Source organism: Streptomyces sp. NPDC001848 (assembly GCF_042891915.1).
Classification (GTDB): domain Bacteria; phylum Actinomycetota; class Actinomycetes; order Streptomycetales; family Streptomycetaceae; genus Streptomyces.
This window is the reverse complement of the sequence record NZ_JBIATP010000010.1, coordinates 39015-64103: the sequence shown is the minus strand read 5'-3', so window position 1 is coordinate 64103 and position 25089 is coordinate 39015. Positions and strand designations below refer to the sequence as shown.

25 protein-coding genes are annotated in these 25089 nt (G+C 67.6%); 18 read left to right on the top strand and 7 right to left on the bottom strand.

Going from position 1 to position 25089, the window contains the following annotated elements:
- Positions 1-34: 34 nt before the first annotated feature.
- Together ACFYZJ_RS21385 and ACFYZJ_RS21380 are read left to right on the top strand one after the other, a co-directional pair.
- A complete protein-coding gene (locus ACFYZJ_RS21385) occupies positions 35-991 on the top strand; it encodes a bifunctional riboflavin kinase/FAD synthetase (protein ID WP_388570402.1) in 957 nt (318 codons plus the stop codon).
- Positions 992-1101: 110 nt separating this feature from the next.
- The gene (locus ACFYZJ_RS21380) at positions 1102-1332 is read left to right on the top strand and encodes a DUF397 domain-containing protein (protein WP_388570400.1); all 231 of its coding nucleotides are present in this window, start codon (positions 1102-1104) and stop codon (positions 1330-1332) included.
- Between the two features lie 107 nt (positions 1333-1439).
- Here ACFYZJ_RS21380 and ACFYZJ_RS21375 read toward each other — a convergent pair whose 3' ends face one another.
- The 4 genes from ACFYZJ_RS21375 to ACFYZJ_RS21360 form a co-directional block, all read right to left on the bottom strand.
- A complete protein-coding gene (locus ACFYZJ_RS21375; RefSeq protein ID WP_388570399.1) occupies positions 1440-4331 on the bottom strand; it encodes an SCO5717 family growth-regulating ATPase in 2892 nt (963 codons plus the stop codon).
- A gap of 891 nt (positions 4332-5222) precedes the next feature.
- On the bottom strand, positions 5223-6065 hold the full coding sequence (locus ACFYZJ_RS21370; RefSeq protein WP_388570398.1) for a hypothetical protein: 843 nt from the start codon (positions 6063-6065) through the stop codon (positions 5223-5225).
- Positions 6065-7381 carry a type VII secretion protein EccE gene (eccE, locus tag ACFYZJ_RS21365; protein WP_388570396.1) on the bottom strand — a complete coding sequence of 439 codons (1317 nt, stop codon included), beginning with the start codon at positions 7379-7381 and terminating at the stop codon, positions 6065-6067. The genes ACFYZJ_RS21370 and eccE overlap by 1 nt, the downstream gene beginning before the upstream one ends.
- A 180-nt stretch (positions 7382-7561) precedes the next feature.
- Entirely contained in the window at positions 7562-7861 is a 300-nt protein-coding gene (locus ACFYZJ_RS21360; protein ID WP_388570395.1) for a hypothetical protein, read from the bottom strand.
- A 38-nt stretch (positions 7862-7899) separates the two neighbouring features.
- Here ACFYZJ_RS21360 and eccB point away from each other — a divergent pair, with 38 nt between their 5' ends.
- The 15 genes from eccB (at position 7900) to ACFYZJ_RS21285 (ending at position 22265) form a co-directional block, all read left to right on the top strand.
- Positions 7900-9519, top strand: a complete 1620-nt coding sequence (gene eccB / locus ACFYZJ_RS21355) for a type VII secretion protein EccB (protein ID WP_388570393.1) — start codon at positions 7900-7902, stop codon at positions 9517-9519.
- Between the two features lie 208 nt (positions 9520-9727).
- On the top strand, positions 9728-10039 hold the full coding sequence (locus tag ACFYZJ_RS21350; RefSeq protein WP_103843682.1) for a WXG100 family type VII secretion target: 312 nt from the start codon (positions 9728-9730) through the stop codon (positions 10037-10039).
- A gap of 128 nt (positions 10040-10167) precedes the next feature.
- Complete coding sequence (locus tag ACFYZJ_RS21345; RefSeq protein ID WP_388570391.1) at positions 10168-10455, top strand: WXG100 family type VII secretion target; 288 nt, start codon at positions 10168-10170, stop codon at positions 10453-10455.
- Between the two features lie 77 nt (positions 10456-10532).
- Positions 10533-11981, top strand: coding sequence for a type VII secretion-associated serine protease mycosin (mycP, locus tag ACFYZJ_RS21340; protein ID WP_388570389.1), 1449 nt, complete (start codon positions 10533-10535; stop codon positions 11979-11981).
- A 64-nt stretch (positions 11982-12045) separates the two neighbouring features.
- Positions 12046-12414 (top strand): hypothetical protein, encoded by a 369-nt coding sequence (locus ACFYZJ_RS21335; protein WP_388570388.1) that lies wholly within the window; start codon positions 12046-12048, stop codon positions 12412-12414.
- Positions 12415-12452: 38 nt separating this feature from the next.
- On the top strand, positions 12453-14003 hold the full coding sequence (locus ACFYZJ_RS21330; protein WP_388570387.1) for a hypothetical protein: 1551 nt from the start codon (positions 12453-12455) through the stop codon (positions 14001-14003).
- Positions 14004-14089: 86 nt separating this feature from the next.
- On the top strand, positions 14090-15439 hold the full coding sequence (gene mycP, locus ACFYZJ_RS21325) for a type VII secretion-associated serine protease mycosin (protein WP_388570385.1): 1350 nt from the start codon (positions 14090-14092) through the stop codon (positions 15437-15439).
- A gap of 337 nt (positions 15440-15776) precedes the next feature.
- On the top strand, positions 15777-16103 hold the full coding sequence (locus tag ACFYZJ_RS21320) for a hypothetical protein (protein WP_388570384.1): 327 nt from the start codon (positions 15777-15779) through the stop codon (positions 16101-16103).
- Positions 16103-17383: a hypothetical protein gene (locus ACFYZJ_RS21315; RefSeq protein WP_388570382.1), complete on the top strand. Its 1281-nt coding sequence runs from the start codon at positions 16103-16105 to the stop codon at positions 17381-17383. Before ACFYZJ_RS21320 ends, ACFYZJ_RS21315 begins: the two co-directional genes overlap by 1 nt.
- A gap of 34 nt (positions 17384-17417) precedes the next feature.
- Positions 17418-18122: a hypothetical protein gene (locus tag ACFYZJ_RS21310; protein WP_388570380.1), complete on the top strand. Its 705-nt coding sequence runs from the start codon at positions 17418-17420 to the stop codon at positions 18120-18122.
- A 28-nt stretch (positions 18123-18150) separates the two neighbouring features.
- Entirely contained in the window at positions 18151-18795 is a 645-nt protein-coding gene (locus ACFYZJ_RS21305; protein ID WP_388570378.1) for a hypothetical protein, read from the top strand.
- 689 nt (positions 18796-19484) lie between these two features.
- Complete coding sequence (locus ACFYZJ_RS21300; RefSeq protein WP_388570377.1) at positions 19485-19826, top strand: hypothetical protein; 342 nt, start codon at positions 19485-19487, stop codon at positions 19824-19826.
- A complete protein-coding gene (locus ACFYZJ_RS21295; protein ID WP_388570375.1) occupies positions 19823-20836 on the top strand; it encodes a WXG100 family type VII secretion target in 1014 nt (337 codons plus the stop codon). The genes ACFYZJ_RS21300 and ACFYZJ_RS21295 overlap by 4 nt, the downstream gene beginning before the upstream one ends.
- Positions 20833-21525: a hypothetical protein gene (locus tag ACFYZJ_RS21290; protein ID WP_388570373.1), complete on the top strand. Its 693-nt coding sequence runs from the start codon at positions 20833-20835 to the stop codon at positions 21523-21525. The genes ACFYZJ_RS21295 and ACFYZJ_RS21290 overlap by 4 nt, the downstream gene beginning before the upstream one ends.
- Before the next feature lie 137 nt (positions 21526-21662).
- Positions 21663-22265 carry a hypothetical protein gene (locus ACFYZJ_RS21285; protein WP_388570372.1) on the top strand — a complete coding sequence of 201 codons (603 nt, stop codon included), beginning with the start codon at positions 21663-21665 and terminating at the stop codon, positions 22263-22265.
- A 287-nt stretch (positions 22266-22552) separates the two neighbouring features.
- Here ACFYZJ_RS21285 and ACFYZJ_RS21280 read toward each other — a convergent pair whose 3' ends face one another.
- Positions 22553-22951 (bottom strand): VOC family protein, encoded by a 399-nt coding sequence (locus ACFYZJ_RS21280; protein ID WP_388570371.1) that lies wholly within the window; start codon positions 22949-22951, stop codon positions 22553-22555.
- Between the two features lie 93 nt (positions 22952-23044).
- Here ACFYZJ_RS21280 and ACFYZJ_RS21275 point away from each other — a divergent pair, with 93 nt between their 5' ends.
- Positions 23045-24034, top strand: coding sequence for a helix-turn-helix transcriptional regulator (locus ACFYZJ_RS21275; protein WP_388570369.1), 990 nt, complete (start codon positions 23045-23047; stop codon positions 24032-24034).
- Positions 24035-24088: 54 nt separating this feature from the next.
- Here ACFYZJ_RS21275 and ACFYZJ_RS21270 read toward each other — a convergent pair whose 3' ends face one another.
- Positions 24089-24247: a hypothetical protein gene (locus ACFYZJ_RS21270; RefSeq protein ID WP_388570368.1), complete on the bottom strand. Its 159-nt coding sequence runs from the start codon at positions 24245-24247 to the stop codon at positions 24089-24091.
- 119 nt (positions 24248-24366) lie between these two features.
- Positions 24367-24951: a hypothetical protein gene (locus tag ACFYZJ_RS21265; RefSeq protein ID WP_388570367.1), complete on the bottom strand. Its 585-nt coding sequence runs from the start codon at positions 24949-24951 to the stop codon at positions 24367-24369.
- Positions 24952-25089 lie beyond the last annotated feature (138 nt).

Below are 25089 nucleotides of genomic sequence, written 5' to 3'. Positions count from 1 at the left end.
CAGACGGACACAGGTTCGACGAGGAGCGGTCACAGTGCAGCGCTGGCGTGGCTTGGAGGACATCCCCGAGGACTGGGGGCGCAGCGTCGTCACCATCGGCTCGTACGACGGAGTCCACCGCGGTCACCAGCTGATCATCCGGCATACCGTGGAGCGCGCCCGTGAGCTGGGCGTCCCCTCGGTCGTCGTGACCTTCGACCCGCACCCCAGCGAGGTCGTGCGCCCCGGCAGCCACCCACCGCTGCTCGCCCCGCACCACCGCCGCGCCGAACTGTGCGCCGAACTGGGCGTGGACGCGGTCCTCGTCCTGCCCTTCACCACCGAGTTCTCCCGGCTCTCGCCCGCCGACTTCGTGGTCAAGGTGCTGGTGGACAAGCTGCACGCCAAGGCCGTCGTCGAAGGCCCGAACTTCCGCTTCGGGCACAAGGCCGCCGGCAACGTGGAGTTCCTGGCCGAGCAGGGCAAGACCTACGACTTCGAGGTCGAGGTGGTGGATCTCTACGTGACCGGGGAGGCGGGCGGCGGCGAGCCCTTCTCCTCCACCCTGACCCGTCGGCTGATCGCCGAGGGTGACGTCGAGGGCGCGCGCGAGATCCTCGGGCGCCCGCACCGGGTGGAGGGCGTGGTGGTACGGGGTGCCCAGCGCGGCCGTGACCTCGGCTTCCCCACCGCCAACGTCGAGACGCTCCCGCACACCGCGATCCCGGCCGACGGCGTCTACGCCGGCTGGCTGCTGGTCGAGGGGGAGGCGATGCCGGCCGCGATCTCCGTCGGGACCAACCCCCAGTTCGACGGCACCGAGCGCACCGTGGAGGCGTACGCCATCGATCGGGTGGGACTGGATCTGTACGGGCTGCACGTCGCCGTCGACTTCCTGGCGTTCGTCCGCGGACAGGCCAGGTTCGACTCGCTGGACGGGTTGCTGGAGCAGATGGCGGAGGACGTCAAGCGCTGCCGTGAACTGATCGCGGCGGCGGGAGACCACGCCTGAACAACGGCCGACGGCCGCGTCCTTCGCTCGGAAACCGCTTGAAACCCCCCGCCGCAAGCCAGTTGTAGAATCCCCTTCGTCCGTAAGGTCGGTGGAACGGAGTGGACCCGGTGGCGACCGAGCAGGAGAAAGAAGAGCTGTACGCCATGGACATCAGCGGCGTCGAGTGGGTCGGCTCCCCTGAAGGTCCCCAGGACGAACGGGTGGAGATCGCGTACCTGCCGGGCGGCGCCGTCGCGATGCGCAACTCCGCGGACCCCGACACGGTGCTCCGCTACACCGCGGCGGAGTGGCGGGCGTTCGTACTCGGGGCGCGCGACGGGGAGTTCGACCTCAAGTAGCGAGCCAAGTAGCGAGCCAAGTGGCGAGCCAAGGGGCGGACCACGCAGCGGACCACAGAGGGCCGGCACCGTGAAGGTGCCGGCCCTCTGACCATGTCCGCGGTTCGCTACTGCTGCGTCCAGCCGGGCGGTACGGGCCCTTGCTGGGGCTGGTCCTGCTGCGGGTTCTGCGCCGGGGCCGGCTGCTGCTGCCAGCTCTGGCCCGGCGCGGGCTGCTGCTGCCAGCCCTGCCCGGGTCCGGGCTGCTGCGGGACCTGCTGCCACCCCTGCCCCGGCTGCGGGGCACCGCCGGGCCGGCCGTAGGGCTGCTGGGGCTGCTGCGGGGCCGCGTATCCCTGCGGGGGCTGCTGGAAGTGCAGGTTGGGGTTGCCGAAGCCCTGCTGCGTACGGGCGATGTCCTCGGCGACGAGGGCGGCGAGGTCGAAGTAGGCCTCGCGGGTCTTGGGACGCATCATGTCGAGGTCCACCTCGGCGCCTGCCGCGAGGTGCTCGTCGAAGGGGATCACGACGACACCGCGGCAGCGGGTCTCGAAGTGCGCGACGATGTCCTCCACCTTGATCATCTTGCCCGTCTCGCGGACACCGGAGATCACGGTGACCGACCGCTGGACCAGATCGGCGAAGCCGTTCGCCGACAGCCAGTCGAGCGTCGTCGAGGCGCTGCTCGCGCCGTCCACCGAGGGGGTGGAGATGATGATCAACTGGTCGGCGAGGTCCAGGACTCCGCGCATCGCGCTGTAGAGCAGACCGGTACCCGAGTCCGTGAGGATGATCGGGTACTGCCGGCCCAGCACGTCGAGCGCGGCACGGTAGTCCTGGTCGTTGAAGGTGGTGGAGACCGCCGGGTCCACGTCGTTGGCGATGATCTCCAGCCCGGACGGCGCCTGCGAGGTGAAGCGGCGAATGTCCATGTAGCTGTTCAGCCGCGGGATCTCCTGAACCAGGTCGCGGATGGTGGCGCCGGTCTCGCGCCGCACCCGTCGGCCGAGGGTGCCGGCGTCCGGGTTGGCGTCGATCGCCAGGATCTTGTCCTGACGCTCGGTGGCGAGCGTCGCGCCGAGCGACATGGTCGTGGTGGTCTTGCCGACGCCGCCCTTGAGGCTGATCACCGCGATCCGGTAGCAGGACATCACCGGCGTACGGATCAGCTCCAGCTTCCGCTGCCGCTCGGCCTCCTCCTTCTTGCCGCCGAGCTTGAAGCGGGACGGGCCCGTGTTGTTCTTGCGGGCCTTGGGCTGGTGGCGCAGCAGCCGGTCGGAGGACAGCTCCACGGCCGCGTTGTAGCCGAGCGGGGTGCCGGGCGCGGCCTGCGGCTGGGGAGCGCCGGGGCCCGCCTGGGGGCCGACCGGGGCGGTCCAGCCCTGGTTGCCGTAGGCGGCGGGCGGAGCGGCGGGCTGCTGCTGCGCCTGCTGCTGCGGCAGTGGCTGGGCCGGGGGCTGCTGCTGGGCCGGAGCCGGTTGCTGGGCCGCGGGCTGCTGCGGCTGGGCGGGGTGCGGGTAGCCGTAGCCGGGCGGCGGGGGCGGATAACCGTAACCGACCGGTCCGGGCTGCTGCGGGAGCGGCTGGGCGGGCGGCTGCGGGTAGCCGTACCCGGCGGCCTGCGGCTGCGGCTGCGGCTGCGGCTGCGGGGGCTGCGGTGCCTGCCGCGGGTCCACCGGCGCGGGCTGTCCGCTCTGCGCCGGGTATCCGGGAGCCTGCGCCGGGTACGCGGGAGGCTGGGCCGGGTACCCGGCAGGTTGGGCCGGGCCGAACGCGCCCTGCGGAGGCATCGGGTGCCCGGGCTGCCCGGGCCCCGGCTGCGGGTAGCCGTATCCGGCGGCCTGTGCGGCTGCTGCCGCGGCCTGCTGGTCCGGCTGCCCTGCCTGCTGCGGTGCCCCCTGAACGGGGTGCGCGGGTACGTAGCCCTGGGGCAGCGGAGGAAGCTCCTGGCCGGCCTGGGGCGCGGCGGGGACCTGCGCGGCGGGCGCCGCCTGCGGCTGCTGCCCCTGCGCTGCGGGTGCGGGTGCGGCGGGCGCCGGCTCCGTCTCCGCATCGCCTTCCGGCTCTGCCTCCCCGGTCGCTGACGCGGCCTCGGCTTCGGTCGGCGCGGCGGACTCCGACGCGGAACGGACGTCCGCCGTCCCGGCGCCCTCCGCACCGGACACTCCGGATCCGGCGGAGTCACCCGACTCGGCCTCGCCGCTCGGCTCCTCCTCCGGCTTCTCGTCGTCGTCGGCTCCGCCGAACAGCCTCGCCGCCTCGGCGTCGGCCGCGGCATGGTTGAGTTCCGCCACCGGCTGCTCGGGCGTCGACTGCGCGCCGGCGGGCTGTTGAGGGGCGCCCGCTGCCGGGGCGGCGGCCTGGGGCTCCTCGGCCTGGGCGTCCTCGTCGACGGGCCGCAGCACGGGGAAGCCGGGCGCGGGCGGTTGGGCGGGTGCTTGCGGCTGCACGGGCTGCTGCGGCTGGGCGGGCTGCTGCGGCTGGGCGGACTGCTGCGGCTGGGCCGACGCTTGAGGCTGAGGCTGTCCGTAGCCGCCTGACGGGTTCTGGCCCGGCTGGGATGCGCCCGCTCCCGTCTGCTGGGGGTAGCCGTACCCGCCGGGCGTCGCCGCGCCCGTCGGCACAGGAGGGGTGCTCGCAGCGGGCTGCTGCTGCGGAAAGCCGTAGCCACCCGTGCTGTTCCGGCTCGCGGGGGGCGCGCCCTGCGCGGGCTGCTGCGGTGCGCCCTGGGCGTACGGCTGCGCCGGCGCGGGAGCCTGGGGGGCGGGGCCACCCGGCGGTCCGGTGGGCGGACCGACCGGGGGACCGACGGGCGAACCGACGGGCGGACCGGGTGGCGGAGGCGGCGAGGCCGGCCCGGCGTCGCGCTGTCCGCCGGCCGCGGAACCACCCTGTGTGCTTTCGGCGTACCAGGCGGGAGGTGTGTAGACGATTTCGAACTCGCCGGTGAGGTCCACCTCTTGATCGTCCCCGTCCGAGGACGGGCTGGCGCCGTTGTACTCGGACCGATCGCTGTTCACTGCTTGCCTCCTGGTCAGCCGCTGCTGCTGAGTTGGTCGTCGTCGCGGCCGGGCGGACCGAGTGGCGATTCCCACGCGGCTGCGATCGTCACCGCATCACCAGAAGAGACTAATCACTCGGGTCGCGGTACGGAAAAGTGACTGTCGACGTGACCGGTCGCACCGTGCTTCCGGGACGACGAGGCGTCAGACGACGGTCGCACAGGCGTCGGACGAACGCATCGCACGGGCGTCGGGCGAGGCGTCGTACGGGCGTCGGGCGAGGCGTTGCACGGGGCGTGGGACGAACGCATCGTACGGGCGTCGGACGAACGCGTCGCACGGGCGTCGGACGAACGCGTCGCACGGGCGTCGGGCAAGGCGTTCGTACGGGCGTCGGGCGAGGCGTTGCACGGGGCGTGGGACGAACGCATCGCACGGGTGTCGGGCAAGGCGTTGCACGGGGCGTCGGACGAACGCATCGCACGGGTGTCGGGCAAGGCGTTGCACGGGGCGTCGGACGAACGCATCGCACGGGCGTCGGGCGAGGCGTCGTACGGGCGTCGGGCGAGGCGTTGCACGGGGCGTGGGACGAACGCATCGCACGGGGCGTGGGACGAACGCATCGTACGGGCGTCGGACGAACGCGTCGCACGGGCGTGGGACGAACGCGTCGCACGGGCGTCGGGCGAGGCGTCGTACGGGCGTCGGGCGAGGCGTCGTACGGGCGTCGGGCGAGGCGTTGCACGGGGCGTGGGACGAACGCATCGCACGGGCGTGGGACGAACGCGTCGTACGGGCGTCGGGCGAGGCGTCGTACGGGCGTCGGGCGACGCGTTGCACGGGCATCGGCTGACGCGTCGCCCCGCACGGGCATCGGATGACGCGTCACTCGACGCTCCGGACGACGCGTCAGTCCATACGGCGGGCCACGCCGAGCAGGCCCGTCTCCGCGTCGGTGGGCTCGGTCATGACGAACTTGCGGTGCTTGCGGGTGCACCACAGGGCGACACCGTCGTAAAGGGTGGGCAGGAGCTGAAGATGCTCGTCCGGGATGCCCAGGGTGTCGCGCACGATCTCGGTCTCCTGGGGCGAGATGCGCTGAATGCCGACCAGTTGGGCCTGGGCCAACCAACGCGGTGCGTGCTCACCGACGAACGGCAGCACCGTCACCACGGCCTGCCACGGCAGCGAGGTGACCCGCCCGCGGGGCGGACGGACACCACAGTCCCGGATCAACACCACCGGGCTGGAGACGGACGGGCCCTGAGCGGGCACCCGTCCCACCGGATAGACCGTCACACACTGCTGGCCGCCACCCGCGACCTGGGCCAACTGCTGCCAGGCCTGCGGACGGCCCGTCTCGACGCCCACCCGCGCCCCCGTCGCGGCGGCGCGCAACGCCAGCACCTGGGCGAGCCAGAGTCCGCCCACGAGCACGACGTCGAAGGGGGTGGGACGGGACAGGCCGAGCACGGCCGGCTGCGACTCCGGGTCGGTACCGATGATCACGCCGTCGTCGCCGATCGGCATGCTGATGGCCGCGAGCTCGTCGACGGTGACGACATGGCGGTTGCGGCGCGGGCCGCGCAGCCCGAAACCCGGGCTGAAGATGCGCCGTTGCTGCTGCGGTGTCTCCGGCTGCCGGATGATGGGGATCATTCCGGTGTCGGTGGGCGAGGCGACGTGCGCCGGCGTGCGTCCGGAGGTCCGGCCGTGCTGCCGCGGGTCCGTGGCCGTTACGGGGTGGGACATCAGTACGTACCTCCGAGCGGCAAAGTGGCGAGGGCTCCCGGGACCTGCTCCCGGTCGAGGCGGACCAGACCCACCTTCGCGGCACTGGCGGCCCGCTCCAACTCGCGTGCCACCTGGGCGAGTTCACTGTCGCCACGGGCGGTGACGCGTAGATGCCCGGTCAGCGAGACGCCGCGGCTGCCGGCCTTGCCCAGCGTCACACTGAACGTCGTGGCGAGCACGGGAAGCGAGGTGAACCGCGTGATCAGTTCGGGCAGCGCCACACCACCGCTGCCCAACTGCGGCCAGCGCGAGAGCCAGTACGTCGTGTGCCAGCGGTCGTCGACCCGCCAGCTCCGCACCGACTCGACCGTACGCCGCTGGGGCGACCGACCGTCCTGGGCGTGCTGCGCGTTGGCCCGCGGGTTCAGGCAGCTGGACGTCGCGAGCGCCTGCACCAGCTCGTTCTCGTCCAGGATGGTCGCCCGGAAGCCGGCCCCGGCCAGCCGGCTCGCCAGTTGGTCCGCCACCCGCAGCAGCGCACGCTGCGCCCCGGGAACGCCGTCTCCGCGGGCCTGAACCGCCTCCGGGCACAGTTCCGGGTCGAGCTTGAGGGCGACCCAGGTGAGCCGGAGCGCGGGCGAGCCCGTCTGCGCCTGGAGGGGGCCGTACGACCGCGCGGCGACCGACTGCTGGGGCAGATGCGGCGCGGGCGCCGGTTGGGTGTGCTGCACGACCTGTGCGGACGCCAGGCGGATCCCGTCGACCTCCAGCGCCTCCTGGACCAGGTGCAGCGGCAGCTGCCGTCCGGCGGACTCCGGACGCAGCGGCTGGTCCGCCGGCTGCACGAAGAGCACGGCGGTCAGGAAGGTCCCGTCGCCGATCATGCCGATCGAGCGATCGTCACGGGACACGAAGCGGTAGGTCCGCAGGGCCGGGTCGCACTCGACGGTGGGGGCGAGCATCGGGTCCGTCCCCGGCGGTACGGGCGTCTTGGCCTCGCGCTGACGGCGCCTGAGCGCGCGCGTCGTCTCGTACCACTCGGGCAGCGGGCGGCGACCCCGGCGCAGGACCGCCAGGAGCAGCAGCAGCGCCGCCACCCCGCCGGCCGGGGCCAGCAGCCAGGACGCGTCCGCGGCCCAGGCGACCAGCATGACGGCCGCCGCGAGCTCCACCAGGATGAGCTGCTGCAGCCGCAGCGGCCCCATACCGCCCGGGTTGGGCAGCAGGCGCGGCGACGCGGCGGCGGGGACCGCAGCCGGCCCGCGTCTGCGGCCCGGACCGTCCTGTTGCTGCTGTGCGCGGGCTCCGCGCCGAGTGCTCGTAGCGCTGCTCATCCCCCGGGACATCCCTTTCGCGAAGTAGTGGCCGTTCGTCGGCCGGAGATCCTCCGTCGGAGGTCCCGGCGACGGGCCAGGGGCACCGATGGCCCACAACATCCATGCGAGTGGCTCACGGTACCCGCTGCCGCGCATGGGGGGACACCGGGGACACCGAAACCCCAGGTGGCCAGCCTTTCACGGACGGGCCCCGGATGGTGGGGCACGGCGGTGAGGCTCTGTGAAGATGCGGGGCCCGCAGGACACCTGATGGCTCGTCGCCTCGCGGCACAGGGCATAGTAAGGGCCTGCTCGGCGGAAGCGGCTTCGAGCTACGTCGAGCACATCGAGCACAGAGCACAGAGCACAGAGCACATCGAAGTCATCGAGCGCATCGAAATCCATCGAGCGCATCGAGGGCATCGAATGCACTGGGGCATCGAGCGCATCGAGCGCACCGAGCGCACCGAGCGCACCGAGCGCATCGAGCACAATCAAGCACGATCGAGCGTCACACAACGGGAGACCTGGGGACCATGGCAAAGCGTCGGGACGAGCTCGCCGCCTATACGTTCGCTCGCAAGCGCACCGTCGCGGCGTTCCTGGCGCCATCGCCGGGCGGATCCGACGAAGGCGCGCCGCGTGCCATGCAGACGGTGATGCCCAGCCTCGCGCTGGGCGTCGTGCTGGTGGTCGGCTTCATCGCCTGGGGCGTGATCAAGCCGTCGGCGCCGGCGGGCTGGGACACGCCCGGTGAGTACATCATCGTCGACAGCGACTCCACGACGCGTTACGTCGTCCTCAAGGACAAGGCGACGAACGGCAAGGAGATCCCGACACTCCACCCCGTCCTCAACTACGCCTCGGCCAAGCTCCTTCTGGACAAGGGCAAGGGCAGCGTCATCGAGGTTTCCGGCAAGGAGATCGACAAGAGCGGCATCCCGCACGGCGCGACCCTCGGCATCCCGTACGCGCCCGACCGACTGCCCGCCGAGGCGGATGCGGAGAAGCCGAAGACCTGGGCGGTGTGCGAACGGCCGGCGCCCGGTTCGAACGACGCCATCGACCGTGCCGTCTTCGTCCTCGACGCCGACGACGCCAAGGCGCTGAGCGGCGACGGAAAGGTCGACGCCCGCGAGGCCCTGTACGTCATCGACCCCAAGACCTCACGGGAGTACCTGGTCGACGGCAAGGGCAACGCCTTCCTGCTGGGCGGACCCACGGGCCTCGACAGCACCACCATGGAGCAGCTGCGCGCCGCCGTCATCGGCACCACGGCCAAGCCACAGCCGGTGAGCCAGCAGTGGCTGCACACCCTCAACGAAGGCGGCGTCATCACCTTCCCGGAGGTCCCCTCCGCCGGGCAGCCGACCAGGGTGTCCGGGCTCCCGCAGGAGGCGCGGACGGTGGGGCGGGTGCTCAAGGCGCAGGACGCGCAGGGCACTCAGTACTACGTCGTCCTGCGGGACCGGGTTGCCGAGATCACGCCCTTCGTGGCCAACCTGCTCAAGAGCGCGCCCTCCGCGAAGCTGGCGTACGGGACCGACCCGATCAGCGACATCCGTGTCGACACCCCGGACATCATCGCCGCCAACGGAGGCCAGGCGGAGAGCTTCTACGCCGACAAGGGCTGGCCCCAGACCGTTCCCCGGCAGGCGAACCCCGCGGCGACGGCGACCGAGGAGGCCCGCACCACCTCGTGCAGTGTCTACAACGGCACCATCGGCGAGGACAGGAAGCCGCAACTGGCCGCCTGGGCTGGGACGACCTACCCCAAGAAGGTCATTTCCGAATCCCTGAGCGCCTACGTCTCGTCCGGCTCGGGGCTCCTCTTCCAGGAGGTCACGGGGACGGCGCAGGGCGGCGGCGCGACGTATCTGCTGACGGACACCGGCCTGCGTTACTCGCTGCCGTCGAACAACGACAGCGCAGCACAGGGCAGCGGCGCCGGCTCGTCATCGTCCTCCTCCTCCTCCTCCTCGTCGCAAGATGCGAGCTCCTCATCGGACGGGACGAGCGAAACGGACAAGGCGCGCACACGGCTGGGCTACGAGAAGGTGTCCAACCCCGCGGTCGTGCCGCAGTCCTGGGCGACGTTCATCCCGAAGGGACCCACCCTGGACACCGGCAGCGCGGCGCAGCCGCAGAGCCAGTGACGGGTCAACTGGCCGAAAGCAAGCAGCACTTGGGCGTGCGGGATCACAGGATCATCGCTCAAGTGTGTGAACCCTGTAACTCATTGGCCTTGCTTGTGGATGTGTGACGGGCGGACGATAGAGTGCCTTCAGCGCTCACGGATGGGCCGCTTCTCCGGGTACTGGTGCAGGTTTCCCGGATCAACGACGACATGGGGGAAGGTTCAACATGGCCGGCCAGTTCCGGGTAACAGAAGACGAACTGACCAAGCTCTCCGGCGACATCAACACCGTGAACGGTCAGCTTCAGGGTGAGATTCGCCGTCTCAACGGAGTGATCGACCAGATCGCGGGCGGCTGGCAGGGCCAGGCGGCCCAGTCCTACCACCAGCTGCAGGAACGCTGGAACGCGGACGCGAAGAGGATGAGCGACATCCTCAACGACATCAAGGAAGCCGTGGACTCCACGCGGAGCAACTACTCCGCGTCGGAAGAGCAGCAGAACTCCGAGATCAGCAAGATCATGTCCGACTTCGGCTGAGCCGAATACCAGGACTCGACTTTCTGCTCCTCAGCGCTCTTCACCACCATCCACGGTCGTCACCGGTTGCCGCCGATCGCGACCGGTTGCCACCGCTTTCCTTCGACTCTTCCTGAAAGGGAACGACGATGTCGGGCATCCTCGTAAATTACGCCACGATCACGAACGCGTCCTCGGACGTGCGCTCCACCGCCGGCCGCATCAAGCAGCAGCTCGACGACCTCGAGGCCGCGGTCAAGCGCGTCGCCAACACCTGGGAAGGCGAGGCCCAGGAGGGCTACCAGCGCAAGCAGCGCGAATGGGACAAGACCGCCGCGGACCTGCACGCGACGCTGCTGAAGATTGCCGCGGCCCTGCAGAACGCGGCCGAGAACTACCAGGCCACCGAGAAGAGCAACGCCTCGACCTGGGGCTGAGCCCGTCGGCGGCCCGAGGAACATGACATGAGGAGAATCGGCCCAGCCGACGCCAAGGCGTCCGCTGGGCCGAGCCCTTGTCCGGGGCCGCGCACGGTAAATCCCTGGAATCTGCACAGGCATTGGCGCATCTTCACCTACGCACCAACAACTCAGCTTCGAAGGAAGCAAGGAACCAAGAAAGCCCTCAGGGCGTGAACATGGGGGACCTGAACATGCGGGGCACGACCGCTCGTTCGCGTAGCCGCACCGCTGGAACCGCCACCGTACGGCGGGCCTTCGGCGTGCTCGCAGCCACGGGAATCTGCCTCGCACCGGGCACGCCGGCGCTGGCCGGCTCGGCGCCGGCCGGCGCGGCGGCGCCCACCCACCTCACCGACTCGGACCCCGGCTCCGGCGACACGACCACGACCGAATGCATGTTCGGCGGCCCCGTCATCAAGTCGACGCCGTGGTCACTCCAGCGGATCCTCCTGGACCAACTGCGCGCACAGGCCACGGGCAAGGGCGTTACGGTCGCGGTGATCGACACGGGCGTGGACAGCTCCAACCGTCAGCTGAGCGCAGCCGTGGCGTCAGACAGCAAGTCCTACGTCGGCGGCTCCGGCACCCAGGACCTGGAAGGCCACGGCACGCGGGTGGCGGGCATCATCGCGGCTCGTCCGATGAAGGGGACGGGCTTCGCGGGCATTGCTCCGGACGCCAAGATCCTCTCTCTCCGCTACACGGGCGGGGAGAACAAGCAGGGCAACTCGGGGACGATGGCCTCGGCGATTCGCGACGCGGTCGCCAAGGGTGTGGACATCATCAACATCTCGTCGGACACCGCGAACAAGAAGGACGATCCGACCCTGCGCAGTGCCGTGGCAGCGGCCGTGAATGCGGGCGCGCTGATTGTCGCCGCCGCAGGAAACGACGGAGCCGACGGTAAGTCCGCAGACACCTACCCGGCCTCGTACCCGGGCGTCCTGGCGGTAGCGGCCTCCGACCGCAACGACGAACGCGCCTTCTTCTCGCAGGCGGGCGACTTCGTCGACGTAGCGGCACCGGGCGTCGGCATGGTCTCCACGGTCCCGAAGGGCGGCCAGTGCACCGCCGACGGCACGAGCTTCGCGGCCCCGTACGTCGCGGGCGTCGCGGCCCTGTTGAAGGAGAAGCACCCGACCTGGACGGCGGCCCAGATCGCCACCCGGATCGAGCAGACGGCTCAGCGGCCGGGGCGTGGTCCGAACCGCTACATCGGGTGGGGGGTTGTCGACCCGGTCGCCGCCCTGTCGGACGATTCCACACCGGGCACGTCCCCGACACCGGACCCGCCGGTGAAGGCGGGGTCTGGCGGAGTCATTCCGATGGCGGTGACGATGGGGGAGAGCGAGGCGGAACGGCAACGGCGGATCGCCATTTATGTGCTGGGGACGGGACTTGTCCTGGTGCTTACGGCTGCGGGGAGTGGGGTCGCTGTGCGGGACTGGCGGAGTCGGCGGGTTGGCGCGGTCAGGCAGTCGGCTGGTCGGTCCGGGCGATGACTGGGCGGCTTGAGCACCGAGCGGGTGCTGAGAACTTGAGTAACAGGGGAGAGGACAACGGGGTATGAGCAACGGAATGCGTGTTGATCTGAGCGCGCTGGATGAGGTCATCCGCAGGCTCTGGAGACTGCTGGACGACATGGACAAGGCCGGCACCACGTCGAAGTACAACACGGAAATCCCGATGGATGCCTTCGGTCAGGTTTCGGGAAAGTCTTGTGTGTTCGAAGAGGCTGCTGAACTACACGCGGCTCACAGGGAAATGAAGACCAAGATCGAGACGATCATCGAAAAGCTCCACGGATTGATCGACGACTTCAGTACAAAAACCTCGAAGGTTCGGGACAGGTACAACGACGAGGAGCACGAGATCAAGCGCGGTATGGGTGGCGACTCGGGTGGCCCCAAGAAGGGCCAGCTGGCTTCTAAGTAGTCGAGTTCCGGAAACAGCACTGACGAGGGGAGTTGGCCATGACCGACGCTAGACAGGACCGCGAAGCCAGCCAGCAGTTCGCCCAGTCCCAGGAAAAGGAGAGGAAGGCAGCGCAACGGAAGGAGCATGACCGGCTCATTGAGTCCGACACGGTCAAGCGCCACGGAAAGGCCATCGACCGCAAGGGCTTCAAGACGCACTTCATGGAATACTCGGTCAATGGGCTGCGTAAGATGATCCTGAACTCCGACCCGGGAACGATTGCGAGGGTCGGGGATCACTGGAAGAGCGTCCATCAAATCCTTTCCGGCGGCGACGGTGACGGTAAGACCGGTGCCGTAGACACGCAGCCAGCCAAGGGTAGTATCGCCGGGGACCTCCAGAAAGCCGTCGATGACGTCCTCGAGCACTGGGAAGGCCAGGCGGCCGAAGCCTTTAAGCGCAGGGCGGACGCGATCGGTGTCCAGCTACGGAACGGGGCTGCGTACGCCAACTTCACGGCGGAGCAACTCTTTGCGATCAGCACGGATCTCGACGCTGCCATCACCAAGATGCAGGACATTCACGAACCGTCCACGCTCGAGAGCGCGGGCGACAGGTTGAATGACGACGGTCGCGATGACGCACAGGCGATGAAAGACCTGGCTGCGGGTGTCAGTGCCGACACCGTCGCTAAGGCGAACGAGAAGAATTTGTCGCTAGGAATGGAGCGAAAGCTGCAGGCCGTGGCGGTGATGGAGAACTTGGCGACCAACTACAAGGTTTATACGCAGAACCTTGAGAAAAACAAGTGGGTCGACACTGAGAAAAGTGTCAACCCTCCACACAATGATGTGACGATGCCACCTCCCATCACAGTCCCCAGCGCGTTGCCTGGGGGCCCGAGTACTGGTCGTGTGGCCAACAAACCGTGGAGCGCAGGCTCGACCACAAGTATCAAGCCGGCCCCCACGGTGCCCCGTGACCCTGGCATCACGGGAGGTACGCAGCTTCCGACGGCCACGTCGGAGCTTCCGACAGCCCGGACGAATGTGGACAGTATCTCTCCCGGCCTGACTGGGACTGGCCCCAGTACGGGCGTTGGCGGAGCTAACGTCGGTGCTGGCGGTGGCCTCGGTACTGGTGGCGCACTGAGCGCGGGGATCGGAGTACCTGGTGGAACTGCCGGCCTCGCAGGCGGTTCTGCTGGCGGGATCGGGGCCCTAGCCGGTCGCGGTGGTTTGGCTGGTGGCGCGGCAGCAGGCCGCGGTGTCGGAGGCCGAGCCGGTATCGGTGGCATGGGTACCGGCGGAGCTGGCGCGGCAGGCCGAGGCGGCGTCAGCGCTGGCGGTCGTGGAGCCCTCGCGAGGGCTCGTGGCGGTGTGGTCGGTGCGGCCAAGGGGGTCGGCAAGGGTGCCGGCGGCGGGGCAGGCTTGCACGGCAGCCGGGGCGGAACGCAGGCCGGCGCAGCCGGCGGAGCAGGCGGCAAGGGCCGGCGGTCCGAGAAAGAGAATGGCCAGGGCGACCGTCCCGACTACTTGGTCGAGGACGAAGAGACCTGGATTTCGGAAGAGGACCGAAGCCGCAACGTGCCGCGGACCATCGAGTAAGCACGCAAGAAGGAGCAGACGGAAAGTCGCCGTCTGCCCGGGTGTGAAGGCTGGGCACCAGCCATACCTGAGTGAGGAGCAAGGAATTGGGTTTCAAGCGAGTCTGGTCCACGGCAGGTGTCGTGGCATTGACGGGAGCCTTGCTCCTCACCTCGGCTCCCACTGCCTCAGCGGACTACGTTCGAGACAAGCAGTGGGTCATTGACGTCATCGACTTCAAGAAGGTCTGGTCACAGTCACAGGGCCAAGGCGTCACCGTTGCGGTCGTCGATAGCGGAGTGGATGGTAGTCACCCTGATCTGACTGGGCAGGTGTTGAAGGGCAGGGACTTCTCTGGAAGTGGCGGAGACGCGGAAGGCGACGTTGACGGTCACGGCACCGGCATGGCGAGCATCATTGCTGGACATGGACACGGGGTAAATAACTCTGCAGGCGTGATCGGTTTGGCACCTAAGGTCAAGATTTTGCCGATTAAGGTCGGAGATGACGGCGCAGGTGACGGGTGGCCGTCTGGGGTTCGCTATGCAGTCGATCACGGTGCCTCGGTAATCAATCTGTCATTTATTGATTCTTCTGCTGGACCTGGTTCGGAGGCAGCAGATGCCATCAGGTATGCCCAGCAGCACAACGTTGTTGTTGTGGCCGGTGCGGGAAATGATGGAAACGCTGGTATCGAATACCCGGCGAAACTTCCTGGTGTGGTAGCGGTGGGCGCCGTTGATGAGTCGCTGAATCTTTGGTCTAACTCCAACTTTGGTGACGGAGTGACACTCACCGCTCCGGGAGTAAACATCGTACGGGCAGACACGAATCATTCCAATGGCTATTCATCTGGGACGGGCACGTCTGACGCAACTGCGTACGTCTCCGCCACCGCAGCCCTCATTCGCGCCAAGTACCCGGACCTCACTGCCGGTCAGGTCATCAATCGCATGATCAAGTCGGCCACCTTCCTCAGCCACAAAGTCAAGAAGGTGCCTGACGAGCAATATGGATACGGCATCATCCGTCCTTATGCAGCGCTAACAGAGGACATTCCCAAGGGCCCCAAGCAAGGCCCGCTTGCCCAGGCCTCGCCGTCCACGTCCACACAGTCCGGCAGCGCCTCGAAGGGCAACGATGGCACGAATGTGGCCAAGGAAAAGAACAAGTCCTCCTCAAGCACCACCTTTCTCATTGCCGGTCTCGCAGCCGTCATGGTCGTCTTCGCGATCGTCTTCGCGGTAATCCGCAGCCGCCGCAACCGAGGTAGTGGCGGCGGCCCCGGCTCCGGCGGCGCAGTCCCCCCTCAGAGTACGGGCTACCCGCCTCAGTACCCGACGGGCCATCAGCCGTACCCCGACGCGGCTCCCAATCAGGGTTACCCCATGCCTCCAGGCCAGTTTCCGCAGCACCCGAACCCGTATGCACAGCGGCCCCCACAGCAGGGCCAATAGGAGGAACAGCCGCATTGTTCAAGGGCGTGCGCCATTTTGGGCATGCCGCTGATCCATGCGCTCTCGCAAGTTCATCCGTAGGCCGGAGCTTGCCGCGCCTTGCGCAGAAGCCACGTCAGCCCGGAGCCCGCTGCCGTTTCTGAGCAGGTAAGCACCGCGGTCCGGTGCTATCCGGTTCCTGAGCGATGTCTACCCGGCAAGAAGCGCCCCATCCAGATTTTTGGGTCGGTCCGCGTCGTAGTCGCGAATCCAGCATCGCTGAAGGGGCTCCTTCGTCAGTGCTCATCTGCTGAAGCGGACTCGGTCCAGCACCATCCAGCATCAGAGGAGATATCCCATGGGGGATCACTTCAAAACGGACACGGATCAGTTGGGTCAGTTTCTGAAAACCCTCGAGGGGTGCATCAGGGACCTCAACGAGGCTCGTTCCGCGCTGGCTCATGTCCGCGCCGATCAGATCGGAACCCAGCGTCTGGACGAGGCGTGTGACGGTTTCCAGGAGCGCTGGAGATACGGATCCGAGCAGACGAAGGAAATGATCGACGCGATCAGCAAGGGTGTGAAGTCCAACAAGAAGGCTTACGAGGAGGTCGAAGACGCTCTGGAGAAAGCCTTCAAGGACATCGCAAAGCAGGGGACGTCGGGACAGGGACGGACGAAGTAATGGCAGCGAACCCCTACCCGAACCTCGGGTGGAATCCCGTGCCGGGCATTCCTGCCGAAGTCGACGCCCTGCGCCGGAAGGTGGCTTCTGCCGCCACCGCGCTGCGGAGCTGTCACACGCAGCTCCAGAAGCTGATCGGCGAAAGCAGTTACTGGCAGGGCGACGCGGCGCAGGCCTTCCGGCACGCGATCGACGGTGAGCTGCCGACTTACATCAAGAATGCTGCTCGATCGCTGGAGAAGGCTTCCGTGCAGCTCGACAAGTGGGATGGCTACCTGACGTCCCACCGCGACCTGGCACAAAAGTACGACGATGCCGCTGCCGAAAAGAAGGCCGCCATCACAGCGGCCACGGAGCGTCACGCTCAAGCCGAGAAGGACCCGGACCTCAAGCTCGCTGGCCACCAGTTCGCGACTCAGGCAGAAGCCGACGCGGCGACGGCGCGGCTGCGGGCAGCTGAGCGCAACCTCAACGAAGCCACGCTCGCGCTGAACAAGGCCAACGGCGAGTACGACGACATCATCGCGAAGGCTCGGGTGCTGGAGACCACCCACGCGGACAATGCGGAAACGGTCGCCAAGTCTCTCGACGAGGCCACGGATAAGCTGGCGCCGAAGGAACCGGGGTGGCTGAGCAAGGCCGTCGATGCCATGTGGGACGGCATCAAGGAAACTGGTGAGTTCCTGCTGGAGCACGCGGGAACGATTGGCGCAATTGCCGGCCTGCTGGCACTCTTCCCCACGCCGCTGACTCCACTGTTTGCCGGCATCGCGGTGGTCGCCAGCGCGGCCTCGATGTCCAAGAATTTGGCCGACGCCAAGTTCCGAAGCGACTTGTTCGGCGGCGGGAGCGGTATGGATATGTTCTCCGCCTGGGCATCCATGGCCGGTGATACGGTTGGCATGATCCCTGGCGGAGCTGCCCTGGGTGCTGCGGCGAAGGAAGTAGCCGAGGGGGTGGGCATGGCCGGCAGAATGGGCGTGGCTGTATCAAACGCAGAAAAGGCCGGAGCCTTCGTCAGGGAGGTCGTCCCCGCCTTCTCGAAGACCGCCACCGAGGAGACCGCCGAATCGTGGCGTCTTGCCAGGCAAGGTGTTGGCGGGTCGGCCAAGCTGATGGGCGCCATCACTGCCGGCGGTCTGAATACCGCCGCGAACATGGTGTCGTCCGCTGAGAGTCTGGGATTGGTTCCGGACCACGGCGTTGAACACAACAGTGCAGAGACCACAAAGGCTGCTGCCACACTGCACGACATCGCAGGGCTGCTGGGATGGTTGTAGAGGGGACAGCAGTATCTGCAGAATGGATCGCACAGTGACTGACGTCTTGACCGATGCTGAGAATCAGCGCAAACCTCTGCTCTGGTACGGACTTCCGCATGGTTATCTGCAGCTGGACCTCGATCCGCCTGTGGAACGGGTCGTGGAGCTGATCAAGCAGGTGCTCAGCTTGCCAGACGAGTTGCGCGACCGCGCGGAACGCGTCGTACAGTTCTATACCGGTGTCGTGGGCTTGCTGAATGCTCAGAACGTGCTTGGGTGCGCGCTAGGGCTGCACCCGGACGACGCTGGTGGAGTCACCTCCTCGGTCCTTACAGTTTCGAGCTTCCCGACATCCGGAGCCAACGCCAAACTCGTGCTTGCCAGCCTTGCCGGATCGGCTGCCGACCGTCCCGACGAAGGCATGCGCCCTCTAGAACTGCCGTGTGGAGTGGGGTTTCTCGCAGAGAAGAGGCGACGTGCGCCTGCCACCAGCACGTCGTCCGAGGCAGGTGACGCGTCCCCCGAGGTGATGGTCTGGCAGGGAACGGTTGCTGTGACGGGCCCGGGAACTGACGACATCATCCTGCTGCAGTTGGTGACAGCCGCCGTGGACCTCGCTGATTCCTATCGGGACGTGCTTCTCGGAGTCGCGCATACTCTGACGTTCACCGATCCTGCGTTTGCGGATTCCGTGGTCAATGGCAGTGGGGTGGCGGATGCCGCGGATTCCGACGCAATCAGGAATGACTTCGGTTAGTCGAGCGCAACGAGCGCGAGGAGACGAAATGTCACAGAGCTCACCGGGATCGGACGTGCCCGAGGCCGTGGTTATCGAAAAGGTGATGAAGCAGAATTACGTCACCTTGGTGAAGGTTCTCGCTGCGCGGATCGTGGTCATTGTCGTCCTGGTCGCGGTGCCGATCGCACTGTACAGGGCAGGTGCACCAAATAGTTTCTTCCTTGTGCTTCCTTTCGTTCCTGCAATGTTTTTGCTGGTTCTCACGGGTTACCGCCTATGGGGTGGTGTTCGTCTGATCCAATGTAAGAAGGTGTTGCGACACTACCCTCTTCGTTTCCACACGCGTGTGGTCAAAAAGGGATCACTCTGGACCGAGTACGGCAATGTTTTCGAAGTCAAGATCTCCACTCGAGGCGGGCACGGGGCTCCGTTGATGAAAGCGATCAATGCCGCCGGGCGACGCCGTTGGCCAGGGGGGACTGAGCACGGTGCGTGGATTGCAGGAGACCTTGATTTTGGAGGGGTGATGATTGTGCCGGGCAGCAATGCGATGCTTTTCCTGAATCCTGCCGATTGGGACAAATCGGCCTCCAGGCGAGAACAAGCCGGCGCGGAGCGCATCGCCAGGGCCGAGCAGGCAGGTATCAACAAACGAAATTGGCGGAAGCCGATTCTGCTGTGGGGTGCGTAGCCAATTACGGCCACCCCTTTGTGTGTGCTGAGGCTGGGACATCGGTTTCTGCCCCCGACACGTCGGCCAGGGGCAGGGAACGCGACCGGGAATCCGGGCAAGAGAGCAGCGAACCAAGCCGAGGCCAGGAAAGGATCCTGTTTCAATGGGCGTAATCGTCCTTGTCGTCAGCGTCATCGGCTTCGGAGCCGTGATTGCCGCCGTCACCATCTTGGCCGTAACCCGGAGTCGCCGCCGCTCGGAGAACAGCCGCCCCGTCACCGGTACCTACTCGCAGAACATGGGCTACCCGCCCCAGCAAGCGAGGTACCCGCACATGCAAGGGACATACCCGACCTCAGCTCCCGATCAAGGGTACGGGTACCCGGTTCCTCCTGCTCAGCCCCCGCAGCACTCCAATCCGTATGCCCAGCGACCTCCTTACGGGGGTCAGTAGGTTCTTACTGCGTTCGGGCCGAGGCACACACCGGTTCACGTTCGGCAATGACGTCACCGAGAGCTTCATCGCTCCTCGGAGACCGATCCCTCGACCGAGCCGCAGTCCCCAACGGCACCACGCCGAGGGGCAAGCTCGGCGGTGCCTGTCTGACCTGGACAAACCAACCCACCGGCCTGGCCAGGGCCACGACGCGTTCAATGCACCGGACGTGTCGAGCTCAACCTGAGTAACGTCCCACAAGTATGATCACGTGCGTTTCCGCGATCAGGGAGAAGCTGTGGGGGATCAGGGATTTCGGGTTCATCCGGGCGCGCTGAAGTCGTACGACAAGGTCATACAGGCCCAGGCTGAGCTGATAACGCGTATCTGGTCGAGGATGGAGTCAGTGCCGCTCTCGTCGACCGACTTCGGCAAGCTGCCGAACGCACAAAACCTTTACGAGGCGTACCGCGAGCACGTGCAGGCCGAGCAGGAGAACTTTGCCGATCTGCTCGAGATTCTCCGCGACACCTGCGAGGGTCTCCAGGACACCGCGATGAACTACGAGAGCCAGGACGTGCACATCCAGGCCTCCTTCGGGGGCGGACAGTGAGCGGCGGCACTTTCCAACAGATCGGCGACGCGTACAAGTGGACGCGGGACTTCGTCGACGAGCCGTTGATCCCGCTGCCGGAGATCGAGAATCCCGTCGCGGACGGCTTGGACGCCGGCCTGGACAGCATCGTCAAGGCGGCGCTCGACTCCACCGGGTTGATGGACATGCTGGAGGAGGTCACCGGCAACCTCGCCGGACTCAGTGCGGCTGCACACGAGTGGCAGGACCAGGCGAGAGCGATGCGGGGGGTCAGCAACGCTCTGCGCGAGGGCGGCGGCACACTCGCCGGGGAGTGGGAAGGCGTCGCGTCGAACGCCTTCGGCAGGCACATGGGTCAGGTGGTCGAGGCCATCGACGGCACCGCCAAGGACATGGACGAGATCGCGCAGATCATCAGTCAGGCGGCTGCTGCGTGCCAGCTTGCCGAGAACATGATCATCGAGATCATTCGGGAGGCGATCGAGGCACTGATCGTCTCGCTCGCAGCGATGGTCGCGGTCGACATCCTGACCCTCGGCCTTGCGACCGCTGCCGACGCCCTCGTGGCGGATGCCGAGATTACTGCGTTCATCGAACGGGTCGAAGAGGTCTCCGTCCGCCTGGCGAAGACGCTGGACAAGCTGATGGAAGAGGTCCGCAAGATCAAGGAGGCCGGCAAGTCCTTCCGTACGATCAAGGACGGCCTGAAGGCGGCCAAGGCCGTGCGCAAGATCGGCGGCATGGGCAACAGGGCCAAGAGCCTCAAGGACCTGGTCAGCTCCCCGTCGATGAAGAACCTCGGGGAGTTCGCGGCCGCCAGGGGCACCAAGGCCGTGTACGGCGCCGCGAAGGGTGTCATCGGAGGCGGCATCGGAGCGGTGGTCGGCGCTGACGGTCCGATGAGTGCGGTCACCGACGGGCTGAGCAAGGACCCCGCCGTCGACGCTGTGACCGGCCAGCTCGACGGCCGCAAGGACGAGGCCCCGTATCGTGTGCCGAAGACACGGATCGAGGAGGACTTCGGATGAGCGCCGGCCAGTTCGGCCCGCCACAGCCCGTCTTCGAACCGCGCCTGTTCGGCGGCGGTTCCCATGTGCCATTGATCACACCATGGCTGCAGCCGCACGAGCGACTGCTCGGGATCGTCGATGTGAAGCTGAGCGATCTGATCCGCCGCACCCTGCCCCGCGAATTGCGGACTGGCAAGCAGTGGAGGGGCACGCGAGGCGCGTTGGAGGGCGCCTTCGAAGGTGCCCTCTCGGCCGCGGATGCCGTCGAGAACTTCGACTTCGGCATCATCCGCAGGATCCGACGTATCGTGCGCGGGGCCGGTCTCACGGGGGGATGGCAGAGCATGGCCGGCCAGTTCGCGATCGCTGTGCGCACCGGACCCGACATCTCGCGCACCGACTACGACAATGAACGGGTACTGATGGTCTTCACCGACCGCAGGATCCTGCTGATGTGCACGGTCCCCACCAAGAAGGCGTCCCTGTTCGGCAAAATCCCGCCCGGAACGCCGCGTAGGGAGGCCCGGTGTCTGGGCGAGATCCCGCCGGGACAGCTGCGGAGGGTCGTCATCCGGCACACGTCGCTCTCGGAACGCGTGGACCTGCACTTCGCCGACGGCTCCCTGGTTGCGGTCGAGGTGTCCGAGGAGCAAGCCCGGGCTCTGGAGGCGCTGAGTCGGGGCATCGTCCCGCCACCGCGAACCTGACCCGGCACGCCAGTGGAAATGGGGAGCGGCTTGCAGACTCTGCCCGGCGGCCGATGCCTTACGTCGGCCGATGCCTCGTGAACGGCGGCGCGGTGGAGCCGCACCTCAGCGGCAGAACTGCGAGGGAGGGGTGCACGGTGATCGATTCGCTCAGTTCCTTCCGGACCACCTTCTCCTATCACCGGGACCAAACGGTGTGGGAGGTCCGCGAGGAGGGCGCGAGCGCAGCCGCGGCTCGGGTGCGTCGGCCCGGCCCGCCGGAGGCGAAGGTGCCGTGTGAGGTCTACGCCGGACCCCGACTGGACCAGTTCGTGGGGCTGGTGACGGCCAAAGACGCCGCCGGCCCGGACCGGACCCTTGTCGGCCGCGTGCACAGTGACGCGCACCCGAACCCCTTCAAGGACCGGGTCCGGGTGGAGCAGTTCGGCCTCGCGGTCCTGGAAGGCAAGGCCTCCGGCCTCGGTTCACTGCTCCGCAACTCGGTGGGGCGCTTCAACTTCGACTCCGCCATGGGCGATCTCGTCGCCCCGCTCACGCTGCGGTTCTCCGGGCCCGAGGGCGCCGCGTTCGAGCTGACCCGTCACGCCGGACCGCTGTCCCGCTTCGACGTGAAGGTCAGCGACCCGCGCGTCAGTCGGCTGCTGGTGCTCTCGGTGGTCAGGCTTTTCGAGTTGAAGACCGGTGGCCTTGACCCACGCAAGCTGGGAGCGCGCATGGGAGGCCTGTTCGGCCGCGGCTGAGCTGGCCTCCGCCTTGTGTCGGGGGAACCTTTGAGCCCTGGACAAGGGCCACTCTGCTGCTGCTCAGATGGTCAGGTAGTGGTCCATGCCTGCGCCGGAATCCGCTTCAGGACATCGCACACGTAGTCCAATTTCTCGTCGGCTGCCCCTGCGCATCAGCCACGTTCTCGAAGCTCTGGCTTGCCCTTCACCGTTGGCACTCCTGGGCACTGCTGGGCTCGGCTGACCTGCGCCGGGAGTCGCGGGATCGCAGGGAGGCCGGCCCGCGGGAACGGCTGTGTGTGGGGTCAACGTGTGAACTTCGCGATGGCTGCCGGGGTGACCGGTGTGAAGAAGTTGACGAGGTTGCCGTCGGGGTCGCGGAACAGTAGCGACCGGTTGCCCCAGGGCATCGTCGTGGGCTCGTTGACGAAGTCGGTGACGAAGCCGGTCAGGTTCTGGTGAACGCGGTCCACGTCGTCGACGAGGAACTCGGTGATCACGCTGTGGTTGTCCGCTGGGCGGGCGGAACCCGGGGCGAACAGCGGAACGGTGCGGGTGCCGGCGATCGCGAGGGTGGCGTTGGGGGTCTTGAGTTCGGCGAAGTCCTCGGTGGCCCACGTCGCCTGCACCCCTGTCGCTCGCTCGTAGAACGCGACGAGGCGCGCGACGTCGCTGGTGATGATCCGGATCGAGACGAAGTCCATGGTGATCTCCTTGACAAGTGAAGTCACTGCACTTCTGCAGGCTAGGAGAAATAGTGGACAGAATCCGACCTGTATTGGGCGTTAGGCTGAACCATGCCTCGACCCACCGGCCGCGTGCTGACACTCCTGGAGCTGCTGCAGTCGGGCGGCACTCGGACGGTGGCCGAACTCGCCGACCGGCTCGGCGTCAATGGACGTACTGTGCGGCGGTACGTGGACCACCTGATCGACCTCGACGTTCCCGTGGAGTCGGTGCGCGGCCGCTACGGCGGGTACCGGCTCGCCCCCGGGTACCGCCTGCCTCCGCTCATGCTCAGTGACGACGAGGCGCTGGTCGTGCTGCTCGGCTTGGTCGCCGGCCGTCGATTGGGGTTGACGACGGCGGACCGCACGGCGAGCGAGACGGCATCGGCCAAGATCCGGCGGGTGCTGCCGGGGCACGTCGCCCGCCGGCTCGACATGCTGCTGGAGTCGCTCGCCTTCACGGATCAGCCCGGTGAGTTCGCCACCCCGGACGCCGGCGTCCTGCTCACCATCGCCGATGCGGTGCGCCACCGTCGACCGGTCTCCATGAGATACACCGACGCCGACGGTCGACGCAGCGAACGCACACTGCACGCGTACGGGATCGTCGCCCATTCGGGCCGGTGGTACGTCACGGGCTCGGACGCCGAGATCGGCGAGGACCGGACCTTCCGGCTCGATCGCATCGCCGACGCGAGGGCCCTGCCCGGCTCTTTCGAGTCGCCCGTGGGCCCCGGTCCGGCGCAACGCGTGTTGTCAGGGTTCGCCACGGCTGAGTACCAGCATGAGGTGATCTTGCGGATCCACGGGACAGCTGAGCAGATCCGCACCCACCTTCCCGCCAGTGTTGCGAGCCTGGAGGCGGACGAGCCCCCGGCAGGCGAGGAACGGGCGACCGAGCGCTGGATGCGTGTCGAGCTACGGGTGGAGCGGCTCGACTGGTTGCCTCCGGTGCTCGCCTCACTCGACCGGCCGTTCGTCATCGAGCGGCCCGATGAGCTGCGCGACCTCGTCCTCGCGTTCGCCGATCGCCTCGCGTCCCACGCCCGTCGAGCCTGACGGCGGGGAACCGATGCCGGCAGATGGAGACGTGTCCCGCCTGCCCGGCTGGGTTCACCGATCGCAGGTGCCCGACCGGCTCGCGCATTGCCAGTCGGAGAAGCCGTCCCTGGGATGGTCGATGTCATGGGCCAGCCTGATGAACCCGTGGACCACGGCGACGGTGAACGCGACGGCGACCAGCGCCGCCAGCCACAGTACGACCCGTAGCACCGACCTCACGGCTCCGCGGCGACCGGAGTCCGGCTCGGCTGCCGGGTCGGGGTCCTGGTCCCTGCGGGCGCCGCTGCACGGGGTGTTCGTTCGTCTCGCTGGAGACCGCCGGGGCACCGTCACACGAAGAACCTCACCAGCAGACTGACGACCAGCCCGACCACTCCCACCACGACCAGCGCGAGGCAGGTACGGAACAGCCGCTGACTCGGTGCCCGGTTGGAGGAGAGGCCGGTGACCGTGCCGAAGAAGCCGATGGTGAGGAACGGCAGAGCCCCGAACCCCCACGCGCACCCGACCGCGATGGCGCCGACCCAGCCGTGGTCCAGCTGGTAGGAGGTGTCGCCGATCCTGCGGGCCTGAAGGACGTGGCCGCGCTGGTACAGGGCGTCGCTCTTGAGTTCGGCGTTGAGGTCCTTCACGGAGCCGTCGGCGGCGGTGAAGGTGCCGTAGCACCACCTGGTCTTCGTCCGCTTCCGCGAACTGCCCGACGTGCCGGAACGGTACTTGTAGTCGACGGTGCACGTCTCGACGGTGAGCTTGCCCGGTGTGGAGGTGGCGTAGCGACAGGGGCCGAGGTAGGCGCCGAGGGCCAGGAGGACGAGTCCTACGAGGATCAGCCCCGCGCCGATGAGGCGGCCGAGGCCCGTGCGCTCGCCGGGCACGGCGGCGTTCGTCGCGGCGTTCCCGGGTACTTGGGTCATGGGGTTCCTCAGGAGGGGTGCGGGCGTTACCGGGCGAGTGAGCACACGAGCGCTGCCAGGACACCAAAGGCGAAGATGCCGCCGAGGACGGGGGCCGGTGACGGTCGGGGCCGGCAGGCGGTGCCAGGAGGCCGCGAA

Excerpts from the sequence above, each read along its gene's own strand:
- ACFYZJ_RS21370 (WP_388570398.1), bottom strand. The coding sequence starts at position 6,065 with ATGTCCCACCCCGTAACGGCCACGGACCCGCGGCAGCACGGCCGGACC.
- eccE (WP_388570396.1), bottom strand. The coding sequence starts at position 7,381 with ATGAGCAGCGCTACGAGCACTCGGCGCGGAGCCCGCGCACAGCAGCAA.
- eccB (WP_388570393.1), top strand. The coding sequence starts at position 7,900 with ATGGCAAAGCGTCGGGACGAGCTCGCCGCCTATACGTTCGCTCGCAAG.
- ACFYZJ_RS21350 (WP_103843682.1), top strand. The coding sequence starts at position 9,728 with ATGGCCGGCCAGTTCCGGGTAACAGAAGACGAACTGACCAAGCTCTCC.
- ACFYZJ_RS21345 (WP_388570391.1), top strand. The coding sequence starts at position 10,168 with ATGTCGGGCATCCTCGTAAATTACGCCACGATCACGAACGCGTCCTCG.
- ACFYZJ_RS21335 (WP_388570388.1), top strand. The coding sequence starts at position 12,046 with ATGAGCAACGGAATGCGTGTTGATCTGAGCGCGCTGGATGAGGTCATC.
- ACFYZJ_RS21330 (WP_388570387.1), top strand. The coding sequence starts at position 12,453 with ATGACCGACGCTAGACAGGACCGCGAAGCCAGCCAGCAGTTCGCCCAG.
- ACFYZJ_RS21320 (WP_388570384.1), top strand. The coding sequence starts at position 15,777 with ATGGGGGATCACTTCAAAACGGACACGGATCAGTTGGGTCAGTTTCTG.
- ACFYZJ_RS21315 (WP_388570382.1), top strand. The coding sequence starts at position 16,103 with ATGGCAGCGAACCCCTACCCGAACCTCGGGTGGAATCCCGTGCCGGGC.
- ACFYZJ_RS21305 (WP_388570378.1), top strand. The coding sequence starts at position 18,151 with ATGTCACAGAGCTCACCGGGATCGGACGTGCCCGAGGCCGTGGTTATC.
- ACFYZJ_RS21290 (WP_388570373.1), top strand. The coding sequence starts at position 20,833 with ATGAGCGCCGGCCAGTTCGGCCCGCCACAGCCCGTCTTCGAACCGCGC.
- ACFYZJ_RS21280 (WP_388570371.1), bottom strand. The coding sequence starts at position 22,951 with ATGGACTTCGTCTCGATCCGGATCATCACCAGCGACGTCGCGCGCCTC.
- ACFYZJ_RS21275 (WP_388570369.1), top strand. The coding sequence starts at position 23,045 with ATGCCTCGACCCACCGGCCGCGTGCTGACACTCCTGGAGCTGCTGCAG.
- ACFYZJ_RS21265 (WP_388570367.1), bottom strand. The coding sequence starts at position 24,951 with ATGACCCAAGTACCCGGGAACGCCGCGACGAACGCCGCCGTGCCCGGC.